This is a genomic window from Vibrio hangzhouensis (assembly GCF_900107935.1).
In the GTDB taxonomy this organism is placed as follows: domain Bacteria; phylum Pseudomonadota; class Gammaproteobacteria; order Enterobacterales; family Vibrionaceae; genus Vibrio; species Vibrio hangzhouensis.
In genome coordinates, this window is the sequence record NZ_FNVG01000004.1 from 31,884 (window position 1) to 54,296 (window position 22,413).

Sequence of the window (22,413 nt, forward strand, 5' to 3'; positions counted from 1 at the left end):
TTGACGCAGAAATGAGCACCTTGATGAGTTCCCAAAGGCCGAGTTTACTTGGCTTATATGCTTTGTTAGCGATTTTCGATTTAGAGCCACTAGATCTTCAAATCACTGCCGCGCCTAGAAGCCAAGTAGTTCTCGCTGAACAAGCATCTTGAGGTTACTTGAGTATAAGTATAAATATAGTGCAGCATTCAAAGGTCGCCTGTCCAAATTCGATCACACTCGCTTTTGGTTGTCGTCACGTTCATCAACCAACCATTGGTCAACAACAGGTGACTTAGTTTGCCATTATTAGTCTGATATACAGAAGTTGAAATGTTTCACAAATGTAAAGAAAACAATGATTGGCTCAGTTATTAGAGTTGCGGTAGTGGCAGGAACACGCTACATATAGTTTACTGAATTGTCTCTCGATAGTTTAGGTTATCGTCCTAGTCGTCATTCCTTTTTTGAGGCTGCCACCTTTTTCGGGAATGACGACTTTGCTTTTTATGTGCCGGAGTGAGCTCAAGATTCCGAATTCAGATAGTGATTCACTCGTTGGCGGTAGGCCTGTTTCTTTTCGTTATCGATAAAGCTCGCGTCTATCGCATTTAACGTAAATTTAGCGATTTCCTCTTTGCTCATTTTATGGGCCTGACTAACGGCAAGAAAATTATCCGTCATATAACCGCCAAAGTACGCGGGATCATCTGAGTTGATCGTAACTGCAACGCCCTTTCTCAATAGCTCTACTATGTTATGGTCAGCCATAGACTCAAAGACGCACAATTTAATGTTTGATAACGGACAGACCGTCAGAGGCATTTGAGACTCAATCAGTTGCTCCACTAACGCATCACTTTCTACGCATCGCACACCATGATCCACCCTACTCACACCGAGAAGTTCTATTGCATCATATATGTTTTGCGCAGGGCCCTCTTCACCGGCATGAGCTACGGTCAGAAAGCCCGCCTTTCTGGCTTCGGTAAACACGCGGGCAAATTTCTCAGGCGGATGGCCCTTTTCTGAAGAATCCAGTCCAACAGCTATAATTTTATCCTTGTACGGCAGTGCCTGGGACAAGGTTTCAAGTGCTGCCTGTTCAGACAAGTGTCGTAAAAAACACATGATAAGCTGAGAAGAGATCCCCAATGACTCTTCCCCTTCCTTCAGTGCCCGATCAATCCCATTGATGACAGTGCCAAAGCTGATGCCTCTCTCAGTGTGGGTCTGAGGATCGAAAAATATCTCTGTATGCATTACGTTGTCCTGTTCACAGCGTTTGAGATATGCCCAGGTTAGATCGTAAAAATCCTGCTCGGTCTGCAGCGCATTTGCGCCCTGGTAATAGATATCCAAAAACGATTGCAAATCTTCAAATTCATAGGCTTTACGTAATTCCTCCGGAGAATCATAAGGAATGGATAAGCCATTACGCTGAGCTAACTTAAACAAGAGTTCAGGCTCCAACGAACCTTCAATATGGAGATGCAACTCGACTTTTGGGAGACCTTGAATAAATGCGTTCATATTCCACCTATTATGATTGTTGTGGGTGCACTTACTCTAAGTATAGGAAAATAAGGAGTGTTTTTTCGAACGCCAATACAAAGAGCAAGAACACCAGAGTGATCCTGACTCTTCGTAATCAGCACTTTACGGGAGCTGGTAGAGACCCCCAAACCATATCATTGGGGTTATACGAAGCAAACGTTTGTTATTGTACGTGACTGGCACCACGATTCAACACTAATGTGAAAAGCGGAACGCTTGCGCTCCGCATATTTGGCTGTCTGTTTCGTCGAGGATCAGTCTTCGAATGCCCCAGTTGTCGCTAGCTCTTTGAACCAAAGACCATGCTTCTTAGGGATACGATTTCCTGTATCCAGATCGAGGCGATAGAAGCCATAGCGACGCTTGAAGGAATTGAGCCAAGACCAGTTATCAATAAACGTCCACTGGTGAACACCAAAGCAGTTGGATCCTTCTTCAATGGCTTTATGCAGCTGAACGAGATGCTCTTTCATCAGACCAGTACGAAACGAGTCATCAATTAAACCATCGGCACCCGGTTCTCCCTCAGAATCCTCGTCCATGGCAATACCTATCTCGGCAAGGTACCAGGGGATATTGCCGTAATTTTGCTGAACATTTTTTGCGATATCGTAAACTGCCGTCGGTAAAATTTCGTTATTATCGCGATAAGGATTAAAGCGTCCCTGCGGATTGATGTAATTTTCGAAATATACCTCAGGTGTAAAATAGTCAAGCTCGTAATCCGCTTCACGAGCCTTCACCCGGCGAGGGACATAATAGTTCACACCAAGAAATTCAACCTTTGCCGTCTCGATTAGGGCTATCTCTTCCGACGTTGTCTTCGGCGTGACACCTTGCTCCCTGAGTACATCACACAGCTCCTTAGGGATCTCATTTTTCACCATTGGATCCAGAAAGCTACGGTTAAATAGCAGGTCCGCATACCACGCCGCTTGTTTGTCTTCTTCACTATCACTACGGGTATAGGAAGGCGTTAAGTTCAAAACGATACCAATCTGAGAATTATTCAGATTCAGAGCGTTAAAGCGATGGACCGCCTTGGCATGGGCCAAAATAATGTTAAAAGCAACCTGAACGGCAAGTTTGCCATCTTTTTTACATGGATAATGGAAGTCATAAAGATAGCCACCTTCCACAGGAACGATTGGCTCATTAAATGTAATCCAGTACTTCACTTTGTGACCAAAGAGTTTAAACGCCGTTTCCGCGTAGTCGGCGAACAGTTCGACAACCTTTTTTGATTCAAAACCACCAAACTTCTCTTGCAGTACTGCAGGCATGTCGAAGTGATACAGATTCATCATCGGCTCAATACCATGAGCGATCATTTCATCGATGTAGTGGTTATAAAACTCAACCGCATCCGGGCATACCTCTCCGGTCTCATAGTCTTTGATCAGTCGAGACCATTGAATCGAAGTGCGAAATGAGTTGAAACCCACTTTTTTCATGTTCTGCACATCTTCTTTATATCGGTGATAGGTATCCGTCACCTTGTCAGAGCTGATTCCACGATAAAAACGCTCCGGATTCTTTTGGTGCCAAAGGTCCCAAATAGAATCATTGGCCTTATTGGTCGTGCCTTCTGTCTGAATTCCGGACGCGGCAGCGCCCCACATAAAATTCTGCGGAAATGTATATTTGGTCATTGTACTAACCTTGTCTATTCAAAAAGTGTTTTAACGCACCAATCAAATTGGCATCATTGCCAAACTGAGTGAGCTTTGGATTAGGTCGGATTTTGGCAATGGGGTGATGAGAATGAATGCCATCCAGTTTTTGGTTGATCTTCTCTATAAGTCCCTTTCGGCGACTGATAGCGCCACCTAATAAGATACACTCCGGATCAAGTGAGTATTGAATGTTGAACAGCACCGTAGCGAGGTCCATATACCACTGCTCTACTACGTCAATAACCGTCGGCTCTCCTTGGTCGTAAAGCTCAAAGACCTTCAGACCATCGAGTTCATCAGGTGACACTCCAAGCGCACGAGCGGTTTTCAAGACCATCCCACGGGTTGAGGCGAGCTCTGAGTATGTTAACGGCACCCCTTGCTCAAAGCGCAGAATACAGTAGCCAAATTCACCGGCATGAAGATGTGCGCCTTTCGTGACTTTACCTGAATTCACAATAGCGCCACCGACACCAGAGCCTAGCACCAGCAGGCAAAAGTTGTTCGAACTGCTGCCAGCACCAAGCCATCCTTCTGCCAGAGCAGCACAACAACCGTCATTTTCCAGTTCGACAGGAAGCCCAAATCGGCTGTGATATTGTGCTCTGATGTCAATATTATGGATGTACTTCAATGCACTTGCGCCCTCGATCACACCGCGCTCAACATCGACTGCACCACAAGTGCTGATGGCTATACCTTTTAGGTCATAATTCTGCCTAAACTCATCAAACTTAGGTAGGAGAGACTCGAGAAAAGCATCGTAGCTGTCGACCTGACTGGGTAACGAACATCTTTCCAGAATGCTTGCCTCGCCATTCATTACTGCACCCTTAACGGACGTTCCGCCAAAGTCTAATACAAGATAACAAGCTTGTTCGTTCATATGCCTCTATGCCATTAACCACTTTACAGTGAATGCAAAAATGCGGCGCCGCGTACCCCAGAGGAATCGCCGTGTACATTTTTAACGATTTGCGTTTGAACTGACTTGGTGAAGGTGTATTGAGATAGCTTCTGCTGCACCAAGGGATATATAGTGTCGATGTTAGACATGCCACCGCCTAACACGATCACTTCCGGGTCGACAAAGTTGACCACGCACGCCAGTGTCCTTGCCAGTTGATCACAATAAAGGTCCAGATGATCAATAGCTCGCTTATCGCCCTGCGCATGCAGTGCCATTATCTGTTTTGAGTCAGCCACAAAATACTTATCAGAGAAGGTTCGGGCGAATCCCGTTCCCGACACGAACGACTCGGCACAATTCATCGAACCACAATAGCATTCGACAGGCGCGCCATCTTTGTCCGGACTGAAGTTTGGTAACGGATTATGGCCAAGTTCCCCGCCCAGTTTATTAAGACCCGTAACCAGACCATTGTTAATGATGACACCAGAACCACATCCGGTACCGATGATCACCGCCACACACGAGTTACTGGCCTCTTTTGCTGCGCCGTCTTTAAACTCCGACAGTGCCAGACAGTCCGCATCATTAGCGATGGCGACGGGAACATTGATCTGTCTTTGGATATCTCCAATGAAGTCCTGACCGTTCAATACCGTGACGTTCGCACCCTGCATTAACCCATCATTGCCGACGGAGCCGCAGCAACCGATGCCGATTGACTCAATGTTACCTTGCTCGCCCACAACGTGAATCACGGACATAACCGAGTTAAGGAAAGCTTGATAGCTGCTCTTGTCTGTCGGCTCTCGGTGTTTTACCACGGTTTGGTAATTGTTTGAGTCCAGTCCGACACCTTCAATTTTGGTACCACCAATATCGAGTCCTACGATCATAATTTGCTCTCTTTCGCTCGTGTTAACATCTCGTAAATAGCTACAGGCCGTTGGCTATGTATCTAATAAAGCAAAATTCAATGAGTAACGAAAGCGAGCAGATCGCAAAACGCCATGCCTGTCACATAAAACTATATAATTATACTATTTAAAACTATATACATATAAAGGTCATTCAATATATTTGAACGACTCCTTCACTTTACACCTCTCAAAACCTGGTCCCCGAGCATCTATAGTAATAAACAACAAAGGAGGTCAGTCATGACACGCTTTAGAACCATTCAACAAATCATACCTTCACATGCAACATCCGACGGCGATGGGGTAAAAATCCGTCGTGTGCATGGGTTTGACAACCCCGGCTTCTCTCCATTTTTAATGATTGATGAGCTCAAGTCAGATGACAGGAAAGATTACATTGGTGGTTTTCCTCCACATCCTCATCGTGGTATCGAGACTTTGACTTATATGATGCAAGGGCACTTCCAACATAAAGATCATATGGGCAACGTTGGTGAACTTCGCTCTGGTGGAGCCCAATGGATGGCAGCTGGACGCGGCGTAATTCATAGCGAAATGCCAATCATGGAAGCGGGTGACTTGCATGGTTTCCAGATTTGGATCAATCAGCCAGCTCGGGACAAAATGACACCAGCGAAATACCATGATTTCCAGCCAGAAACGATCACTGAGCTTTCGCCTCCGCAATCGGGTCTGATTCGATTAATGTCAGGCGCATTGAGTGTAAACGGCGAGTCGCTAGTCGGTCCACTTACCCAAACTGGGGTGCCTGCTACCGTCGCTGACTGGCGCTCAAAGCTGGGACAGAACGTCATGCTGGGTATGCCGGAAGAGCACAATATGATGCTCTACGTTTATCGCGGAGAGATAAAGGTTGCGGGCGAAAGCTTGAAACAGGGAGAACTTGCACTTACCTCGAAAGGTAATGCAATGGAGATTACAGCGGGATTGGATTCAGGCGTATTGGTCTTTATAGGAGAGCCGATTAACGAGCCCGTCGTGCACTACGGTCCATTTGTCATGAATAGCGCGCAAGAAATACAACAAGCGATTAACGACTACAATTCGGGCGTGTTTGATAACTATTGATAGATAGTGAGCACGACAGATTCTCATCCATTTTGACACCTAAAATCCACTGCCTGTGTGTCACGCATCGACGAAACGTCGATGCGTTTTTTTATTATCTACTATCCAAACACTGATAGCTTGACGTTACAAGTACTCGCACAGATAAGCCGTTGACTGCTCAACAATCAGATCGAAACTCGAGTCTCCCTCTACATCGAATGATTCACCAGCGTTAAATGTGGACCAATCATTATCACCAGCACGTTTAATGGTCAGTGCACCCTTAACAACTGTCATTTTTTCAGGTGCCGCAGTTCCAAAAGTATATTCACCCGGAGCCATCACTCCAACACTACTATCGCCATCGCTCTGAGTAAAACCGAGTGACTTCACGGCACCGTCGAAATAGGTATTTTCTTTAATCATTTGACTTCCCTGTTAACATTGATCTTTGAATGATGGTTTTACCCCACAACATGAATGAAAACAAGTCATTGATCAGATGTGAATGACAAATAGTATAAAAACCATACTACTATGATGTGAGACACGGTATGTCCAATAAAGAAAGCAAGGTACCCACCAATCGAATCACTCGATTTGGAAAACTCGCCTCTCTGGCTACAAGAGTCACAGGTGCTATGGTCACCGAAGGAGCCAAACAGTTCGCTCAGGGCAAACGACCTAATGCCAAAGAACTGCTTCTTACACCCAGTAATATTAAACGAGTCACCGATCAACTGGCACAGTTGCGTGGTGCCGCCATGAAAGTCGGACAATTGATGTCAATGGACGCAGGTGACCTTATCAGCCCAGAACTGGCGGACATTTTGGCGCGTCTCCGGGCTGACGCAGCTCCCATGCCAGCAGTTCAGTTGGCGGCTGTATTAAGCGAAGAACTCGGGGCAGACTGGAAGCGCCACTTTATCGAGTTCAACTTTAAACCCATAGCCAGCGCCTCTATTGGGCAAGTCCATCAAGCACACCTGGAGGACGGCACTAAACTCGCGATTAAAGTGCAATATCCTGGTATTAAAAAAAGTATTGATAGTGATGTAGACAACGTGGGCACGCTGTTAAATCTGGCGGGCATAATACCGAAAGGCGTAGATTATCAAGGTCTGTTGGAAGAGGCCAAGAAACAGCTACATGCGGAAGCTGACTATATGCTCGAAGCCAAATTGCTCGAGCACTATCAACAGTTATTGGGAAGTTCATCCCATTTTATTCTGCCTCGTGTCATCAGAGAAATTACCACCGATAATGTGTTAGCTATGACGCATGTAACCGGTGTGGCGATTGAGTCTCTGGTTACTGCTGACCAGCACACTCGTAACACAGCTGTCCAAATGCTGTTAGAGTTGCTGTTCAGAGAGCTGTTTGACTTTAAACTGGTTCAAACTGACCCCAACTTTGCTAACTTTTTATATAGCCATGATGAGCAAAAAATCATCTTGCTCGACTTCGGAGCAACCCGCTCATACAGTGAAGATATCAGTATGGGTTACAAACTTGCCTTCAGTGCCGTTCTGAATCACCATGACCGACAACTTGATGCAGCGCTGCAGCAAATTGGCTTCTTCAATCAACAAATCCTTCCGCAACAAAAAGCTGCGATACTTGATCTGGTCAAACTGGCGACAGAGCCTCTTCGTCATCCAGGTCGCTATGATTTTGGCTCCAGCAATCTTGCTCAGAGGTTGAGTCAGGCTGGCACGGTTCTTAGCATGGAAAAAAACTACTGGCATACCCCACCAGCGGACGCACTGTTTCTCCACCGTAAGATCGGTGGGCTCTATCTACTGGCTGCTAGGTTGCGGGCACAGGTTGACGTCGGAGCACTGTTTGCTCCCTATCGTTTATCCAATCCGCAGGTTGCCTGAGTACGCTTTGATTGGTCGTCACAACTCGGCTCGATCACAAGGCGTTACAATCCGTTGATTAATAAATGGGATGGTAATGTCTAAAGTTGCTTTAAAGCAGGTCGATATAATGAGAAAGCCAGCAAGGACGAAAGGGAATGACAAAGCTCAACGGAAGTACAGTAAGCAACAAAGACACATTAATGGCTGCCCTCTTCATTGTAATTGGTCTCTGCCTTTGCATTGCACTTGGCTTCGCGTTTTATACCAGCCACAAAAACCACATTTCCCCAACCAGAGTGTACGGAAACTGGATAGAAATTGGAGCGCCAAAACAAAGTACGGAAATACTCACTTTTTCCGATGCAGGTACCCTTCGCAACCACCGCCTTGTCGCCACTTCGTATCAATTTGACGGCCGCATTATTCGAGTCAAAACTGGCAGTGGATTATGGGTCTATGAAAAAGTTGGCACCGCCCGCTCTCCGCAGCTAAGAAGAATTACGCCAGCTCTTCCCCCTCAACGCTTTATCCTCGAAGGCTTTGAACACACCGTCCCTATGGATGGTTACAACCCGGGACAAAATCGTCGCTCTGCATTAAGAGAACATTTCTCCACTCAATAACGGTTCACAGCTTGTTGATAGAATCATGAAAAAGGACTGGTTATTTTTTGACCACAATCAAATATACTATTGGTTTTGTCGTATCAGCCGATTTTCCTGCCTAGACTTTTAAATAGGGTCCCCCAGAGTCAATCAGGAGAAGAAAATGATCATTACCCATCGCAATTTTTTACTCCAAAGCAGTCACAGAGAACACGCACGAGTTCACGTCAACCCAGTTGGTGAGCTCGAGTTTGATATTATCGAATCTCAGCAACATCATAATACCGATTTTGAACATTTAGTTTTTAAACGCTCTGCAACAGGTACTGTAGTCGCTGGCATCGACAAAAATAACCAGACACATTGGCAATATACACTGTCAAACACCGATGCTGACGAATTGAATACGCTGGTTAAACAGGCCAACGAGGACTTCGAGCAATTGATGAGAGATTTGTAACTCTTGCTGCAAATCCGCTGTGCTGACGCGCAAACTGCTTTGAATTCAATATGCCTTCGATGATGAAGGCGTATGTTCTGTGCGCCTTTATTTTTTCCTCTACGGTCACATTATGACAGTTCTCTGAACTTCCACCATTAAGTTTTTCATATGATACTCGCTTTACAATCAGCCTAACCAATCTTATGACCTTCCGATTATCGAAAGAGACAAAATTAGCTGGCATGCTTTGCCTTGCCATCTATGCATCGCTTACATTTGTAGTGGTCTTGCTTTACTTTCCATCAGACCTAACGTCCTATGTTCCTGATACTACTGGTCTGATTTTGCAAAACTTAACTTACTCTGCTGGTCATCAAGGTTTTTTGTTCACGTTAGCTCTATTGATGAGTTTCTCTGCTTATTGTATTCGTCAAAGCAATCACAAATTACACTATTTAGTTCAGTTGGGGTTACTTCTAGTATTGAGTTTTGGTGCGAAATCGGTGCTTAAGGAATTTACCCAAAGCCCAAGGCCGTATACTGAAACACTAACCCAACTTCAAGTACTGCCCTCACCACAAAGCTTCTACTCTTTAAGTACTAAAGAGAAGGATAAACGAATCCAGCAAGTCGGTGAAAGCGTCAGTGAGTGGAGAACAAAACACTGGATCGGCGAAACCGACTACTCCTTCCCGTCGGGTCATACGATTTTCGCCTCCATCTGTGTACTGTTCTTTGGTGGTATTCTTTTCAGCGAACGACAGTACTTTGCCGCTTCTGTGGTAATACTTTGGGCTGTAGGCGTTGCAGGAACCCGACTGTGGCTCGGCATGCATCGGCCTGTCGATCTCTACGGTTCCATGCTGTTTGCACTCATTTTGTATACTCTTGTACCCTACCACTATCCTGTCGTTGACAAGATGTTAGGCAAATTAAAAAACCACTAGAGGCGCAGCGTAATTTCCACTATCATCGAAATACTGATTATGGAGATCGATTTATGCAAATTGAAGTCGCTGCAAAAGCGCTCAAAGAACTAGGTCATGTAACGCGACTCGCCATCTACCGCCAAGTGGTCAAAGCAGGGCACAAAGGCATCCCCGTAGGTGTCATTCAGGATCGGCTGGAGATTCCCGGGTCGACGTTGTCCCACCACATTTCCAGTCTGGCGTCGGCTCAGTTAATCGAACAACGGCGTGAAGGTCGGACTCTGTATTGCGTCGCGAAGTACGAACATTTAGAAGGTGTTATTGCCTTTCTTCAAGATGAATGCTGCAGCGACGAGACGTGCCTATAGATATCGTCAGGTCGTGTGAGTGCGACCTGTTCTCCCCTCTATCATCTTAATTATAAGACTCCTGCCCTCTATCCCTCTCTGGCTTTAGCGCAACACCATACTGCCCCCTATGATTATCGAAGAGTCATAGGGAGATGAGCTCATGAAGTTTTTAAGAGCAGCGCAATACACAGGTCAAACGCTTCTCACCATATTTATGATGTTAACCTTCGGTATCACAGCAATCGCTATTTTGCTGATGACCAACTATGAAGCGGAAAAAACCATAGATGCGTTGCAAAAAGACAGCAGTCAGATTGAAATTCAAGCGGCAAAAAACTTCATGGATCAATTTTTCATTGCCATGGATATGCACATCTCCCATTTAGTAGAAGAACCCGCTATCATCGCTGCAGTAAAGGGAAATTTCCCAAAAAAATCTCCTTCGAATCATGACCATAATCACGATAGCAGTAACGTCTCTAGTTCATCAAATGTCGATGAAGATAATATTTTCAAACACTTGCACCAGTTTCATCTTTCCAACGCTAAGGTTAAGTTCTGTCTCTTTGATGCTAACGGCATCGTGAAGTTCAATAGCTTGCCTCAAGAAGGTCCGATTGAAAATCGACTCGCTCTTCTCAGCAAAATTAAGCAGACACAAAGTCAGCTAACCGTTTATTTGTTGCGTCAGCAAAACCAACAAAAAGTCATTCGCTTCTATAAACCTATTTACTCAAATGAGACGCTTTCGGGCGTTGTTGTGGGTGCCTTTCCTTATAACAACACAACTTTTTTCAGTTCATTGCAAGAAAACAACACTCGATGGTACTCATTGACTCAACCCGGGTCTACCTGGGTGGAAACACCGCCGGGGACAGATTGGAACATAACCAGCGTTAAACTCGACAAATCCGATATTTCGTTGCAGTTTGGGGTCAACCGTCAAACATTTATCAACCAGAAGAACGCTCTGCTTTATAGTTTAGCTTTCGCTATTCTCATCGCGCTCACAGTCTCCTCTGCTATTGTCTACCTTCTTGGGCAGCAGCTAATCATCAATCCATTTCAAAAACTTGAGCAGTCAAAAATCGCCCTGTCGGTACAAACTAAGCTACTTAATAAAAAGGTAGATGAAGCCAGGCTTCTAACTAATGTGGTAAAGCAGGCTAACGATGCAATTTTGATCGCCAATCACAACGGCCATGTTGAATGGGTTAACCACGCGTTTGAGAAGCTTTCCGGATGGACTCTTGAGGAGATCAAAGGTGTTGAGTTGAGTTCGCTTCTCTATTGCGACCATTCCGATCCTCTCGCCACCGTAAAGATTACTGACTCACTAACACGAGGGATTCAAACCCGCGTCGAACTCATCAATCATTCCCGAGATCATGTCCCCTACTGGGTGGACATAGACATAACCCCGACCTTCGATACCAAGGGTGCTACGGATAAATTTATTGTCATTGAGCGTGACATTACTACTCATAAAAAACTTCTTGAAAAGCTGGAGCTTGCAGTCAAAGCTGCCGACTCGGCGAATATCGCCAAATCTCAGTTTCTGGCGACTATGAGCCACGAAATTCGCACCCCAATGAATGGTGTATTAGGCATGGTGCAGGTGATGCTCTCTGAAACCGAGGACCCAAAACAAAAAGAAAGTCTGATGCTCATCCTCGATTCTGGCAACCATCTTATCTCTATCCTGAACGATATTCTTGACCTCACCAAGGTCGAACAAAACCGCATAGAAATAGAAGAAAACCCGTTTAATCTTGAGCAGATAGTCGCACCGTTACTTTCCACCTACCAAACGGTCTGCAAGGAGAAAGGAATTCATTTCACCATTCAATGTAACGTCGATAACAAAGTCAGCTATCTTGGAGACAAAAACCGCATAAGGCAGATTCTCTACAACCTGATTAACAATGCCATCAAGTTCACCAAACTAGGGGCTATTACTGTAACCATAGGTCGCTTAAAACCCCACTCAAAACACATATCTTTCGTGGTTGAAGATACAGGTATTGGTATTCAGCCTGACGCACTCGACATTGTCTTTGAACCTTTTGTTCAGGCAGACACTTCTACCACCAGAGACTATGGAGGTACTGGGCTTGGTCTAGCCATAGTTAAACAACTGATCGAAAAGATGGGGGGGACAATCCAGGCGTCAAGCATTGTAGGGCAAGGGACTCGATTTGAGTTTGAAATACCCCTACGCACCACTATTCAACCTGCCGACAGTCTGTTAACGCAACACTATAAAGACAGTTCAAACCTTTCTGGACTGGATATTCTGGTGGTTGAGGATAACCATATCAACGCACTTATTGCGCAAAAACTATTAGAGAAGGACGGACAAAAAGTCACGATTGTTGAAAATGGACAACTGGCTCTTGATGCGCTGAGCAATCATCCCTACGATCTTGTACTTTTGGACAATCATATGCCCGTGATGGATGGTATAGAAGCCTGCAGACAAATACGACAACAGTTCGATAGCGGTATTTTGATATTTGGATGGACAGCCGATGTGTTCTCCGACTCGAAGCAGTCTTTTATCGATGCCGGGGCTGATTGCGTGCTCCACAAACCATTAAAGAAAGAAGCTCTCTTTGAAGCTCTGAATCGATTTAAAATTTCCATAGGGAAACAACATGCCGGAAGGTAAATACAATACACTCCTTTTATTCACATGATTTATTCCTGTTTAAAGTTAATTTTGTCTCTTCTTTATAGAATCAGAACTTTCTATTACAACTCATTGAAATTGACCAGAAAACACCCATAAAATTAGAACGTTTAATATAATTCTCTCGAATAGTATTAAGATTTATAAACAGTGTTGACTAATTACAACCTAATCAATATCGTAGCGTCATTGCATTTAAAAGTATGCCAGTAACACTCTAAGATTGGTGATTTTCGTTAATCTTACACACATAATCAGAATAAATTTATCACAATAACAACTTAGAAAAGGATAACGCAGTGAGGCTTAACAACCTGTCTATTCGAACTAAACTGCAAGCAATTGTCGCGTTTGCGGTACTAATTTTGTTTTCACTAGGTACTTTTAACCTACTCATACAGAAAGAAGCCAACTACGAACAGCGAAAAGAGCGTGTGCGATCCAACGTTGATATCGCTTATACACTTGCCAAACATTATCATGGCCTTGAAAACGTATTAGGACGTGAGCAAGCGCAACAGGCAGCCCAACAAGCCATAAGTCAGCTGCGCTACGATGGTAACAACTACTTTTGGATTGCAACGACCACCAACACCATAGTCATGCATCCTACTCAACCGCAACTTAATGGTACCAGCACCAGCACACTCACAGATTCTCGGGGTAATCATTTCTGGCAAGAGATGGCGTCTATTGCCAAGCAAAAAGGCAGTGGTTATCTGACTTATTACTGGATCGGCAGTGATGGGGAAGAATCCCAAAAGGTGTCGTTCGTCAACTACATTCCGGAGTGGGACTGGATCATCGGAACCGGTGTGCAAACATCCGATATCGACAAGGCATTCCAGCAACACCTGATTAAAGAACTCATTGTCGATGCAATTGCCGCTTTGGCTCTGGTTGTCATTTGTCTGGTTGTGGCGAGAAATATCGTCCAGCCCATCGAAAAGCTGGTTAAACAAGTGCACAGCGTTGCAGATGGTGACCTGACCATTAATATGAAAACTTCTCGTCAGGATGAAATGGGTTACCTGAGCAATGAACTCGACCGAATGATGACGGCACTGAAAGAAACGATAACAGCCGCTAAAGCATCTGCTAGCCATTCAAGCCAACTTTCAAGCAGCATTGCCGCGGCCAGTGAAGAAACATCAACCAGTATCAACTCTCAAAGTCAGCAGCTGGAGCAACTGGCAACGGCGATGAGCGAGATGTCATCAACGATTCAAGACATCGCAGGCAATTCAGAAAGGACCTCTGCAACGACAGAAGAGAGTAAAGAATACGCTGCTGAGGGAAGCCGCAGCATGGGGTATACTCTCAATAATATTGCGGGCATCTCTGATGATATAAATAGTACTCATCAATTAATGGAAGCACTGAAGCAAGGCGTTAATGACATCAGTAATGTGGTAAACGTTATTCATGAAGTCTCCGAGCAAACCAACCTGTTAGCACTCAATGCTGCAATTGAAGCAGCACGAGCTGGTGAGCAGGGCAGAGGGTTTGCCGTTGTAGCCGATGAAGTACGTAACCTGGCCAGTCGAACTCAGGAGTCTACTGCTCAAGTTCAGGCTACGATCGACAAGTTAAACCAACGCACCGACAGCGTGCTCACCGTAATGGCCTCCAATCAAACGAAGGTTTCAGAGAGCGTCGAGCTTGCTTCCCAGACTCAGGACAAGCTGGATACTGCTGTCACCAAACTCAACGACACCTATGACATGGTGGCTCAAATTGCCGCGGCTGCAGAGCAGCAAGGCACCGTGGCTAATGAAGTCAACGAAAACGTCAGTATCGTTCACCTTTCAATCAGTGAGATCCGTCAGGCAAGTCAAAGTCTTGCTGAGCAATCTCAATCTATGGCTCAAGCCTCTGATGAGTTGAGCGAACGTTTGGCTTACTTCAAAGTGTAAACAAAAATGGGGCTCCATCCACTAGATAGAGCCCCATGACATCACCCAAACCAAGCTAGGTTTCGTTATAAACCAAAATAAAAGTAACGGGCACGGATGTAGCGATAGATGGCAGCCCTGCTACTTCTCTTAGAGCTTCTATGCCCCCTTCCAGTCCAAAGTCGGCAGCCTCCACAATGATAGGATCCGTCGACACGACACCGATTTTATCGTCTCCGAGTTTCATCACAGTCAGTTTAGCTGAGTAGGTCTTTTGTTTTCCAAACAGATCAACGGTGACATCATTTGTGGTCGAATACACACCTCCGACATCGCTGTTGTCTAGTTCGCTCATATTGATGATGGTAGATATGGTTGCATTGGCGTGATCCGCAACGTTGAACAACATGGTCTGCATCCTTTCGTTGCGTATCGGAATGTTAGTTTCTACACTGGCAAGATTGATAATAATGGTTGCTTTCCCATCGTCACTAATAGTCCCAGTCATGGTGTTAAAGTAATGAACTTCACTTATCGCGTTCTTCTTTGTCGAAACAAACTTCAACGTAGAATTGCCATTGTCCAATAACCACCCTGCCTGCAAAGGCAAGACAATACTCATCGACATTAATATGGCGACAATTCTCACTATCATGATGTATCCCTCTCTACCCTGTTGGTCTTAATAGGTTTAGACGAGGTTAGTGGTAATCTCCATATTCAGCGCGCTTTATGCTACAGTTTTGCAGCTTTTTTGATGAAACAGGACACAATGGAGCCGTGCCAGTATGCTAATCAATCTAGAAGATCTTTCCGCTACATCCATCTATCATCTGATGACCCAAACCGTCATTCCGCGCCCTATTGCATGGGTATTGACCGAGTCTGCATCAGACAACTACAACCTAGCCCCTTTCTCCTATTTTGCGCCGATTTCGAGTAACCCTCCGTTACTTATGATTTCAGTGGGTAAGAAACCCGATGGCACGCTTAAAGACACCGCCGTTAACGCCATTAACAACCGAAAACTGGTGATCCACATCGCGTCAGTAGACAGTGCCGACGTAATGACTCAGACATCTGCTACCCTCTCTCATGGCGAATCTGAAGTACAACATAGTCAAGTAGCGCTGAATAAATTTGAAGGCTTCTCACTACCGAAAGTCGCCGAGTGCCCCATTGCATTTGGTTGTACTCTGCACGAAGTCGTTGAGATGGGAAAGACACCGCAACATTTGCTGATTGCCCAAATCGAACAGGTCTATATCGATGATTCAGTTGTCGAAATAAATAACGAGCGGCTTTTGGTCGATGCTCTTAAGGTTAATCCACTCTCTCGTTTAGGTGGAAGTGATTATGCCACACTGGCAAAGACCTTCACCATCAAACGCCCTCAATAGCCCAGAAAGTGCATCACGCTCTCCATAGGTGAGCTAATCACAGCGTGTATTGGCTCACCACTTCACATCACCGAAAGCAATCAATAATCTTATTGATAATCATTAGCAATTGCGATAAAGTGCGTTCCCCTTTTCTATCAGAATGTAATAATAATGAAGTCTTTAATCGCAAGTGGAATGCGTACCGCATCATTCATTGTACTGTGCGTGATGAACGCAGTCTCATACGCTGAACAGTCCAGAGTCATCACCGACCAACAGGGAAGTATCACTATTGAAGGCACACCCAGTCGTGTTATTGCTCTGGAATACTCGTTTGTTGATGCGTTGGCGGCAGTAGGTGTATCGCCGGTTGGTGTTGCTGATGACAAAAATGTCGACAGAATCCTTCCCGAAATCCGCGCGCTGATAAAACCGTGGCAATCCGTGGGTGTCCGTCCTCAACCAAGCCTGGAAGCAATTTCACAGTTAAAACCGGATCTCATCATCGCTGATGCAGAAAGGCACAGCACCATCTATAAAGACTTAAGTGCGATTGCCCCCACCTTACTGCTGAAAAGTCGTGGCGAAACCTATGAAGAAAATCTGCAATCCGCAATGAAAATCGGATTAGCCGTCAACAAAGCGACCGAAATGGAAGCACGCATCAGCAAACATCGCTCAATAATGACGGAGTACAAATCCAAACTTTCTTCCGCAGAAACTTTCCAATTTGCTGTCGTTACCGACAAAGGAATGTGGCTACATGGCCCCGACTCATATGCTGGTGGGGTTATTAAGGCATTGGGCCTAAAAGGACCGATGGTTCCAAAGAGCGAAAAAGCTTATATAGAAGTTAGCTTTGAACAGTTACTAAAGATTAACCCAGACTGGCTCCTTCTCGGCCCCTACAAACCTCATACTGTTTATGATGATTGGCAACAAAACCCACTGAGCAAAATGCTTAAAGTCGCCAGCAGTAATCAGGCGATTAACGTTTCCCCACAGTTGTGGTCACTTAACCGAGGAATTCTGGCCGCCGAAGGCATTGCAAGAAACCTCTCCGATATCATTAATAAATAATCATCTTCTATGCTTCTGACTCGCCAGCACAAACTTTGGCTTGCACTTCTTGCCACAACTTTTGTCGCGCTCAATACTTCCCTTATTGTCTGGTCTAGTTTCGAGCTGACCATGCACTCTCTATGGGGATTCTGGTCGTCTTTTGACGAGACCAGTATTGAGCAACAAATCATCTCTACCCTACGATTGCCAAGGGTTCTGAGCGGTGCATTGATTGGCGCGAATCTCGCCGTCGCTGGGGTGCTGATGCAGGGGCTGACACGGAACCCTCTTGCCTCGCCATCGGTGTTGGCTATTAACTCCGGCGCAGCTCTGTTCATCGTCCTGAGTAGTTTTGGTGTCCTCTCTTTGCCTGTTCCGACCGTTGTCGCGGGGGCAATGGGCAGTATTGCCAGCGGATTAATTGTGATTTATTTAGGCGGTTTTTTCGATAACCGCCCGCATCCAGTCAAACTCATCCTTGCGGGCATCGCTGTCAATGCTTTATTACTCGGCTTAACTCGGGCAACCATCATTCTTGCCGATGACCAGGCTTACAGCGTCCAATCTTGGCTGATTGGTTCAATTAGTACCCTCGATTGGGCAGCGTTTCATCAGTTGTTGCCTTTCAGTTTCCTGGGACTGATTCTGGCATGGTCGCTAGCTCATCCGCTCAATCTGCTGATATTGGGCAACGATGTAGCAACCGGACTGGGTGTCAACACGACACTAATTCGTTTGCTTGCGTGTAGCGCTATCGTTTTGCTAACCAGTGTCAGTGTGTCTATCGCCGGACCTATCGGTTTTGTCGGGCTACTCATCCCACATATTGCCAGAAGACTAACGGGACACAATTTTTTCGCTTTGATCCCTGCCTGCGCCCTACTTGGGGCGACCCTTATTATGCTTTCAGATGCAATGGCGAGAGGTTTGGCCTTCCCTACAGAAACCCCCGTAGGCGTTGTTACCGCTTTAATCGGAACACCTTTTTTTATTTTCATTTCTGTTAAGAGCCGTCTTAATTCATGAACACTCGTTGGATCACTCTCGCACTGCTCACAATAATCATAGCCATTGTCAGTATGCTTACTGGTGTCGCAAACTTGTCCATTACACAAGTCGTCAGTGCTATCGTCGCCGGCGGTGAGTTTGACTTTGTCGTCAATCAATATCGTTTACCACGTCTAATTCTTGCGCTAGGTGTCGGTGCGGGTCTCGGTATATCCGGAGCTCTGGTACAGGGCGTAATCCGCAATCCCTTGGCCTCCCCAGATCTGATTGGTGTCAGCGCGGGTGCAGGTTTTGTCGCCACCCTACTTCTCACTGTTTTTCCCGGCGCTCCCGTATGGAGCTTGCCTATTGCCGCCATGATAGGAGGGGTCTCCGTTGGACTGCTACTTATCGTCATAGCAAAGCAGGCTAATCTTCCTCCTGCCCGTATGGCGTTGACCGGGATTGCCATCAGCGCGTTCTTAGCCAGCGGCATCGACTATTTACTAGTGGTGCATCCCATCGAAATCAATACCGCTATGATATGGCTAACCGGCAGCCTGTGGGGTCGAGGTTGGGAACAGATGCCTTTCATCTGGATTGGGCTACTGACATTGCTGCCCTACTCTATGTGGTTAGCGTGGCGACTCGATATTATTGGGCTGGGCGACGAGTCGGCAATATCATTAGGTATCGAACTGGATCGCGTTCAAGCTGCGGCTTTGATGAGTGCCGTAATGCTGGCCAGTCTCAGTGTCTCTATTGCGGGTACCATCAGCTTTGTGGGTCTGCTCGCCCCGCACTTATCACGGTTACTCTTTGGGCATAATCACAAAGCACTGCTTATCGGCGCCGCATCTATTGGCGCACTTCTTGTTCTCATTGCCGACACCATAGCCAGAGGGATTGCACCGCCAATAGAACTTCCGGCAGGCGTACTAACATCGGTGATTGGCGCGCCTTATTTCATCTTTCTGTTAAAACGATACAAGGGCTGGTAATGCTGTCTGTAAAAAACCTATATGTTGCTTATGGCGATAACACCATTATCGAAAATCTCAGTCTTACCATACCCAAAGGCAAGATCACCGCACTCATTGGACCCAATGGTTGTGGTAAATCGACGCTTCTCAAAACACTTGCGCGAATAAATAAGCCTAAGTCAGGGGAAGTGTTGCTGGACACAACACCGCTACACGAGTTTGCAACCAAATCTCTTGCGCAACGGCTGTCGATGCTGCCACAGACTCATACCAGTCCTGAGGGAATAACGGTTCGAAAACTGGTCGAGTACGGTCGCGCACCCTATGCCTCCCATTGGGGAAAACTCACTGATAACGACCACGCAATGGTGTCCAGAGCAATGGTCTCTACTGGAGTAAGCGAGCTGCAAGAAACTCCAGTCGACGCATTATCCGGTGGGCAACGTCAGCGCGCCTGGATCTCTATGATAGTGGCACAGGACACCGAAGTCATCATGCTGGACGAACCGACAACTTACCTTGATTTATCTCATCAAATTGAGTTGATGAAAATGATGCAGACCATGCACCAACAAGGAAAAACCGTCATTGTGGTGTTACACGACCTCAATCAAGCCTGCCGCTATTGCGACCACCTTGTCGTGCTGAAAGATGGAAAATTAGTACTCGATGGAGACCCCTCCGAGGTCTTCACTCAAGCTTTGCTGCAAGACGTGTTTGATCTGGATGCCATCGTGATAAAAGATCCCATTTCCGGTACTCCTATGTGTGTACCTAAGTAATCCTCATGGTAAATTGACAGAGATGTTATAAGTCATTTCAAACACCTATCAATAGCCTTACCAACATATCAATAACGGTATTGATAATTATTATCAGGCGCACTATCATTGCCATCCTTTAACAATACAGTGGTAATAAAAGCATATGGCAACTCGAACTGGGAATAGAGTTTTATCCCTTTCACTACTCGCCTTATCAGTCGGACAAGCACTCGCTGCGGATGATGTAAAACAAGAGCAAACTACCGAAATCAAAAAAACGGATGAAAACATGGTGGTCACCGCCACTCGATACAGCCAGGATGCCGATAAAATCCCAGGCTCGATCTATGTAATTTCCGAACAAGAATTAAAACAGCAAACAGCCGTCTCCGACGACTTAACCAGTGTGATTGCAAACCTTGTTCCGGGGATGACACCAAGTCGCCAAAAGCTTTCTACTCAAGGTGAAAATCTACGAGGCCGTACCGCTCTTATCATGGTTGATGGCGTGCCCCAGAACAACCCTCTACGTAATGGTAACCGTAATGGTTATACCGTTGACTCATCAATGCTCGAGCGTGTGGAAGTGGTGCAAGGCGCAAGTGCTGTTCAGGGGAACGGAGCAACGGGCGGTATCATCAACTATGTAACAAAAAGCGCGAAACCAGGCGACCACTGGAAACAAACCATAGGTACCCGTGTGACCTCAAACCTTAAAGAGGATGGAACCGGCGGAAAAGTCTACTATAACCTGAGTCAGTACGATGAAGACTATGACCTTTTCATCGGCGGTTCGTGGGACCGTCAGGGACTCTATTACGATGGCAATGGCAATCCTATTGGGATGAACTCTATTCAGGGCGAAACTCAGGACTCAAACGCAACAAACTTTCTGGCGAAAGGTGGCTACAACTTTGATGGCGGCAATCAGCGAGTCAGCTTCAGCGCCAGTCGTTACAAGTTACAAGGTAATCAGAACTATGTGAGTGTCCCTGGAGACTGGCAGAATGGTATTCCGGGAACCGTGGTTCCGGGCACGCCTGACGGAGACCCAACATCCAATTATGCCGAGCTGTACAACATTGGCTACGATCACTACGACTTCCTTGGCGGTGAATTAAAATTCCAGGCTTTTTATCAAGATTTTGAAGCAGTTTACGGCCAGGCATCATGGTGGCCAACTCCAGACAAACAATACGATCAAGGTGCCATAGTTTCAACGAAGAAGGGTTTCAAACTCAGCTACGTAAAAACCGATTTACTCGGCTGGGACGACAGTTGGGTCATTGGTCTCGATGGACTGGAAGACACGACAAAACAAACGTTGACACAATCAGGCAAGGACGTCACTCCCGATATGATGTATCAGAGCCTTGCGCCATTTGTTCAGGGTGACGTATTGGTGACAGACTCACTGCGTCTGTCCGGCGGCGTACGCTTCGAAAACACTAAGGTCAAAGTGGCCGATGGGCAAACTCTGTGGGGTTACGGCAACGGTGGGTACCGCCAGGTCGACATTATTGGCGGTGAACAAAACTTTTCTCAGGCAGTATTCAACGCCGGAGCCGTCTACGACTTCACTTCCAATGTCAGCTCTTTCGTTGGCTTTAGTCAGGGCTTTGGTTTACCCGATATTGGCCGTGTATTACGCGGAAATTGGATCGGTGGTCCGAATGTCGACGCCCCAGTTGGCGGAGCGCCAATTGACTTCAATACCATGCCAGCCGTAAAACCTGTGGTTACCGATAACTACGAAGTTGGACTGAGCTACAGCAATGACAAGTTGTTTGTCAGTGGCAGCACCTACATGTCGATTGCCAAAGACGGCGCCAACCTGAGCCTTAACAGCGGTGGTACCTATGACGTGGTTCGCCAACGTACCGACATCAAAGGCTACGAGTTTACCACCACTTACAACGTGTTACCGACAACCCAAATTCAGGCGTTGTATGCACACGTAGAAGGTCAGGTTGATACCAATCAGGATGGTAAAGTAGACAGTGACATGGACCTAAAAAACCTGTCTCCTGATCGCTTGCTTGTTGCCGTCAATCACAGCTTCTCTGATCGCCTGAATGGTCGTGTTCAGTACAACCACATGTTCTCCAGAACAAAAGAAAAGAACGCTGCCGGTAGCGCTCAGCAGTTTGATGGCTACGGATTAATGGATCTTTCTATGTTCTATGATATGCAGAGCTACGGTCGAGTCAGTGTTGGTATCGAAAACCTCTTCAATGAGCAGTACATCAACTACTTCAGTCAAATTCGACACCACAATGCCTATTACTTTTCAGGTCGTGGACGCACCTTTAGCCTAGGCTACGAAATCGACTTCTAAGCTGCG

General features: G+C 46.0%; 20 protein-coding genes and 1 riboswitch. Of the genes, 14 read left to right on the forward strand and 6 right to left on the reverse strand.

Translation table 11 applies throughout. From position 1 onward, the window contains the following. Window positions 1–504: 504 nt before the first annotated feature. The 4 genes from C4S60_RS05365 to C4S60_RS05380 all read right to left on the reverse strand — a co-directional run bounded on the left by C4S60_RS05365 (window position 505) and on the right by C4S60_RS05380 (window position 5,018). Complete coding sequence (locus C4S60_RS05365) at window positions 505–1,512, reverse strand: adenosine deaminase (RefSeq protein ID WP_103879312.1); 1,008 nt, start codon at window positions 1,510–1,512, stop codon at window positions 505–507. A gap of 95 nt (window positions 1,513–1,607) precedes the next feature. After that, a riboswitch (purine riboswitch) is annotated at window positions 1,608–1,707 on the reverse strand. A gap of 83 nt (window positions 1,708–1,790) precedes the next feature. Then, window positions 1,791–3,188 (reverse strand): glycoside hydrolase family 1 protein, encoded by a 1,398-nt coding sequence (locus C4S60_RS05370; RefSeq protein WP_103879313.1) that lies wholly within the window; start codon window positions 3,186–3,188, stop codon window positions 1,791–1,793. A 4-nt stretch (window positions 3,189–3,192) separates the two neighbouring features. After that, a complete protein-coding gene (locus C4S60_RS05375) occupies window positions 3,193–4,098 on the reverse strand; it encodes an ROK family protein (RefSeq protein WP_103879314.1) in 906 nt (301 codons plus the stop codon). 23 nt (window positions 4,099–4,121) lie between these two features. Further along, on the reverse strand, window positions 4,122–5,018 hold the full coding sequence (locus C4S60_RS05380; protein ID WP_103879315.1) for an ROK family protein: 897 nt from the start codon (window positions 5,016–5,018) through the stop codon (window positions 4,122–4,124). A 264-nt stretch (window positions 5,019–5,282) separates the two neighbouring features. Between C4S60_RS05380 and C4S60_RS05385 the strand changes: the two genes are divergently transcribed. Continuing rightward, window positions 5,283–6,131, forward strand: coding sequence for a pirin family protein (locus tag C4S60_RS05385; protein ID WP_103879316.1), 849 nt, complete (start codon window positions 5,283–5,285; stop codon window positions 6,129–6,131). 126 nt (window positions 6,132–6,257) lie between these two features. Here C4S60_RS05385 and ppnP read toward each other — a convergent pair whose 3' ends face one another. Next, the gene (gene ppnP / locus C4S60_RS05390) at window positions 6,258–6,539 is read right to left on the reverse strand and encodes a pyrimidine/purine nucleoside phosphorylase (RefSeq protein WP_103879317.1); all 282 of its coding nucleotides are present in this window, start codon (window positions 6,537–6,539) and stop codon (window positions 6,258–6,260) included. Between the two features lie 128 nt (window positions 6,540–6,667). Between ppnP and C4S60_RS05395 the strand changes: the two genes are divergently transcribed. The 7 genes from C4S60_RS05395 (at window position 6,668) to C4S60_RS05425 (ending at window position 14,912) form a co-directional block, all read left to right on the forward strand. Beyond that, a complete protein-coding gene (locus tag C4S60_RS05395; protein ID WP_103879318.1) occupies window positions 6,668–7,996 on the forward strand; it encodes an ABC1 kinase family protein in 1,329 nt (442 codons plus the stop codon). Window positions 7,997–8,133: 137 nt separating this feature from the next. Then, window positions 8,134–8,601, forward strand: a complete 468-nt coding sequence (locus C4S60_RS05400; RefSeq protein WP_103879319.1) for a DUF2850 domain-containing protein — start codon at window positions 8,134–8,136, stop codon at window positions 8,599–8,601. 145 nt (window positions 8,602–8,746) lie between these two features. After that, entirely contained in the window at window positions 8,747–9,043 is a 297-nt protein-coding gene (locus tag C4S60_RS05405; RefSeq protein ID WP_103879320.1) for a hypothetical protein, read from the forward strand. A 185-nt stretch (window positions 9,044–9,228) separates the two neighbouring features. Next, window positions 9,229–9,972, forward strand: a complete 744-nt coding sequence (locus C4S60_RS05410) for a phosphatase PAP2 family protein (RefSeq protein WP_103879321.1) — start codon at window positions 9,229–9,231, stop codon at window positions 9,970–9,972. A gap of 53 nt (window positions 9,973–10,025) precedes the next feature. Continuing rightward, a complete protein-coding gene (locus C4S60_RS05415; protein WP_103879322.1) occupies window positions 10,026–10,322 on the forward strand; it encodes an ArsR/SmtB family transcription factor in 297 nt (98 codons plus the stop codon). Window positions 10,323–10,464: 142 nt separating this feature from the next. Further along, complete coding sequence (locus tag C4S60_RS05420; protein ID WP_103879323.1) at window positions 10,465–12,975, forward strand: PAS domain-containing hybrid sensor histidine kinase/response regulator; 2,511 nt, start codon at window positions 10,465–10,467, stop codon at window positions 12,973–12,975. Between the two features lie 320 nt (window positions 12,976–13,295). Continuing rightward, entirely contained in the window at window positions 13,296–14,912 is a 1,617-nt protein-coding gene (locus C4S60_RS05425) for a methyl-accepting chemotaxis protein (RefSeq protein ID WP_103879324.1), read from the forward strand. A 55-nt stretch (window positions 14,913–14,967) separates the two neighbouring features. Here the strand turns inward: C4S60_RS05425 and C4S60_RS05430 are convergent, their stop codons facing one another. Further along, window positions 14,968–15,546, reverse strand: a complete 579-nt coding sequence (locus C4S60_RS05430; protein ID WP_103879325.1) for a YceI family protein — start codon at window positions 15,544–15,546, stop codon at window positions 14,968–14,970. Between the two features lie 133 nt (window positions 15,547–15,679). Here C4S60_RS05430 and C4S60_RS05435 point away from each other — a divergent pair, with 133 nt between their 5' ends. The 6 genes from C4S60_RS05435 to C4S60_RS05460 all read left to right on the forward strand — a co-directional run bounded on the left by C4S60_RS05435 (window position 15,680) and on the right by C4S60_RS05460 (window position 22,407). After that, window positions 15,680–16,291 carry a flavin reductase family protein gene (locus C4S60_RS05435; RefSeq protein WP_103879326.1) on the forward strand — a complete coding sequence of 204 codons (612 nt, stop codon included), beginning with the start codon at window positions 15,680–15,682 and terminating at the stop codon, window positions 16,289–16,291. 153 nt (window positions 16,292–16,444) lie between these two features. After that, window positions 16,445–17,353 carry a Fe(3+) dicitrate ABC transporter substrate-binding protein gene (locus C4S60_RS05440; protein WP_103879327.1) on the forward strand — a complete coding sequence of 303 codons (909 nt, stop codon included), beginning with the start codon at window positions 16,445–16,447 and terminating at the stop codon, window positions 17,351–17,353. A 9-nt stretch (window positions 17,354–17,362) separates the two neighbouring features. Next, on the forward strand, window positions 17,363–18,361 hold the full coding sequence (locus C4S60_RS05445) for a FecCD family ABC transporter permease (RefSeq protein ID WP_103879328.1): 999 nt from the start codon (window positions 17,363–17,365) through the stop codon (window positions 18,359–18,361). Continuing rightward, window positions 18,358–19,323: an iron chelate uptake ABC transporter family permease subunit gene (locus C4S60_RS05450; protein WP_103879329.1), complete on the forward strand. Its 966-nt coding sequence runs from the start codon at window positions 18,358–18,360 to the stop codon at window positions 19,321–19,323. The genes C4S60_RS05445 and C4S60_RS05450 overlap by 4 nt, the downstream gene beginning before the upstream one ends. After that, a complete protein-coding gene (gene fecE, locus C4S60_RS05455; RefSeq protein WP_103879330.1) occupies window positions 19,323–20,087 on the forward strand; it encodes a Fe(3+) dicitrate ABC transporter ATP-binding protein FecE in 765 nt (254 codons plus the stop codon). The genes C4S60_RS05450 and fecE overlap by 1 nt, the downstream gene beginning before the upstream one ends. Window positions 20,088–20,232: 145 nt before the next feature. Further along, window positions 20,233–22,407 carry a TonB-dependent receptor gene (locus C4S60_RS05460; protein ID WP_103879331.1) on the forward strand — a complete coding sequence of 725 codons (2,175 nt, stop codon included), beginning with the start codon at window positions 20,233–20,235 and terminating at the stop codon, window positions 22,405–22,407. The last annotated feature ends 6 nt before the right edge of the window (window positions 22,408–22,413 follow it).

What these genes read in the sequence shown, in the direction of transcription:
- C4S60_RS05365 (WP_103879312.1), bottom strand. Translation starts at nt 1,512, where the DNA reads ATGAACGCATTTATTCAAGGTCTCCCAAAAGTCGAGTTGCATCTCCAT.
- C4S60_RS05370 (WP_103879313.1), bottom strand. Translation starts at nt 3,188, where the DNA reads ATGACCAAATATACATTTCCGCAGAATTTTATGTGGGGCGCTGCCGCG.
- C4S60_RS05375 (WP_103879314.1), bottom strand. Translation starts at nt 4,098, where the DNA reads ATGAACGAACAAGCTTGTTATCTTGTATTAGACTTTGGCGGAACGTCC.
- C4S60_RS05380 (WP_103879315.1), bottom strand. Translation starts at nt 5,018, where the DNA reads ATGATCGTAGGACTCGATATTGGTGGTACCAAAATTGAAGGTGTCGGA.
- C4S60_RS05385 (WP_103879316.1), top strand. Translation starts at nt 5,283, where the DNA reads ATGACACGCTTTAGAACCATTCAACAAATCATACCTTCACATGCAACA.
- ppnP (WP_103879317.1), bottom strand. Translation starts at nt 6,539, where the DNA reads ATGATTAAAGAAAATACCTATTTCGACGGTGCCGTGAAGTCACTCGGT.
- C4S60_RS05395 (WP_103879318.1), top strand. Translation starts at nt 6,668, where the DNA reads ATGTCCAATAAAGAAAGCAAGGTACCCACCAATCGAATCACTCGATTT.
- C4S60_RS05400 (WP_103879319.1), top strand. Translation starts at nt 8,134, where the DNA reads ATGACAAAGCTCAACGGAAGTACAGTAAGCAACAAAGACACATTAATG.
- C4S60_RS05405 (WP_103879320.1), top strand. Translation starts at nt 8,747, where the DNA reads ATGATCATTACCCATCGCAATTTTTTACTCCAAAGCAGTCACAGAGAA.
- C4S60_RS05410 (WP_103879321.1), top strand. Translation starts at nt 9,229, where the DNA reads ATGACCTTCCGATTATCGAAAGAGACAAAATTAGCTGGCATGCTTTGC.
- C4S60_RS05415 (WP_103879322.1), top strand. Translation starts at nt 10,026, where the DNA reads ATGCAAATTGAAGTCGCTGCAAAAGCGCTCAAAGAACTAGGTCATGTA.
- C4S60_RS05420 (WP_103879323.1), top strand. Translation starts at nt 10,465, where the DNA reads ATGAAGTTTTTAAGAGCAGCGCAATACACAGGTCAAACGCTTCTCACC.
- C4S60_RS05430 (WP_103879325.1), bottom strand. Translation starts at nt 15,546, where the DNA reads ATGATAGTGAGAATTGTCGCCATATTAATGTCGATGAGTATTGTCTTG.
- C4S60_RS05435 (WP_103879326.1), top strand. Translation starts at nt 15,680, where the DNA reads ATGCTAATCAATCTAGAAGATCTTTCCGCTACATCCATCTATCATCTG.
- C4S60_RS05440 (WP_103879327.1), top strand. Translation starts at nt 16,445, where the DNA reads ATGAAGTCTTTAATCGCAAGTGGAATGCGTACCGCATCATTCATTGTA.
- C4S60_RS05445 (WP_103879328.1), top strand. Translation starts at nt 17,363, where the DNA reads ATGCTTCTGACTCGCCAGCACAAACTTTGGCTTGCACTTCTTGCCACA.
- C4S60_RS05450 (WP_103879329.1), top strand. Translation starts at nt 18,358, where the DNA reads ATGAACACTCGTTGGATCACTCTCGCACTGCTCACAATAATCATAGCC.
- fecE (WP_103879330.1), top strand. Translation starts at nt 19,323, where the DNA reads ATGCTGTCTGTAAAAAACCTATATGTTGCTTATGGCGATAACACCATT.
- C4S60_RS05460 (WP_103879331.1), top strand. Translation starts at nt 20,233, where the DNA reads ATGGCAACTCGAACTGGGAATAGAGTTTTATCCCTTTCACTACTCGCC.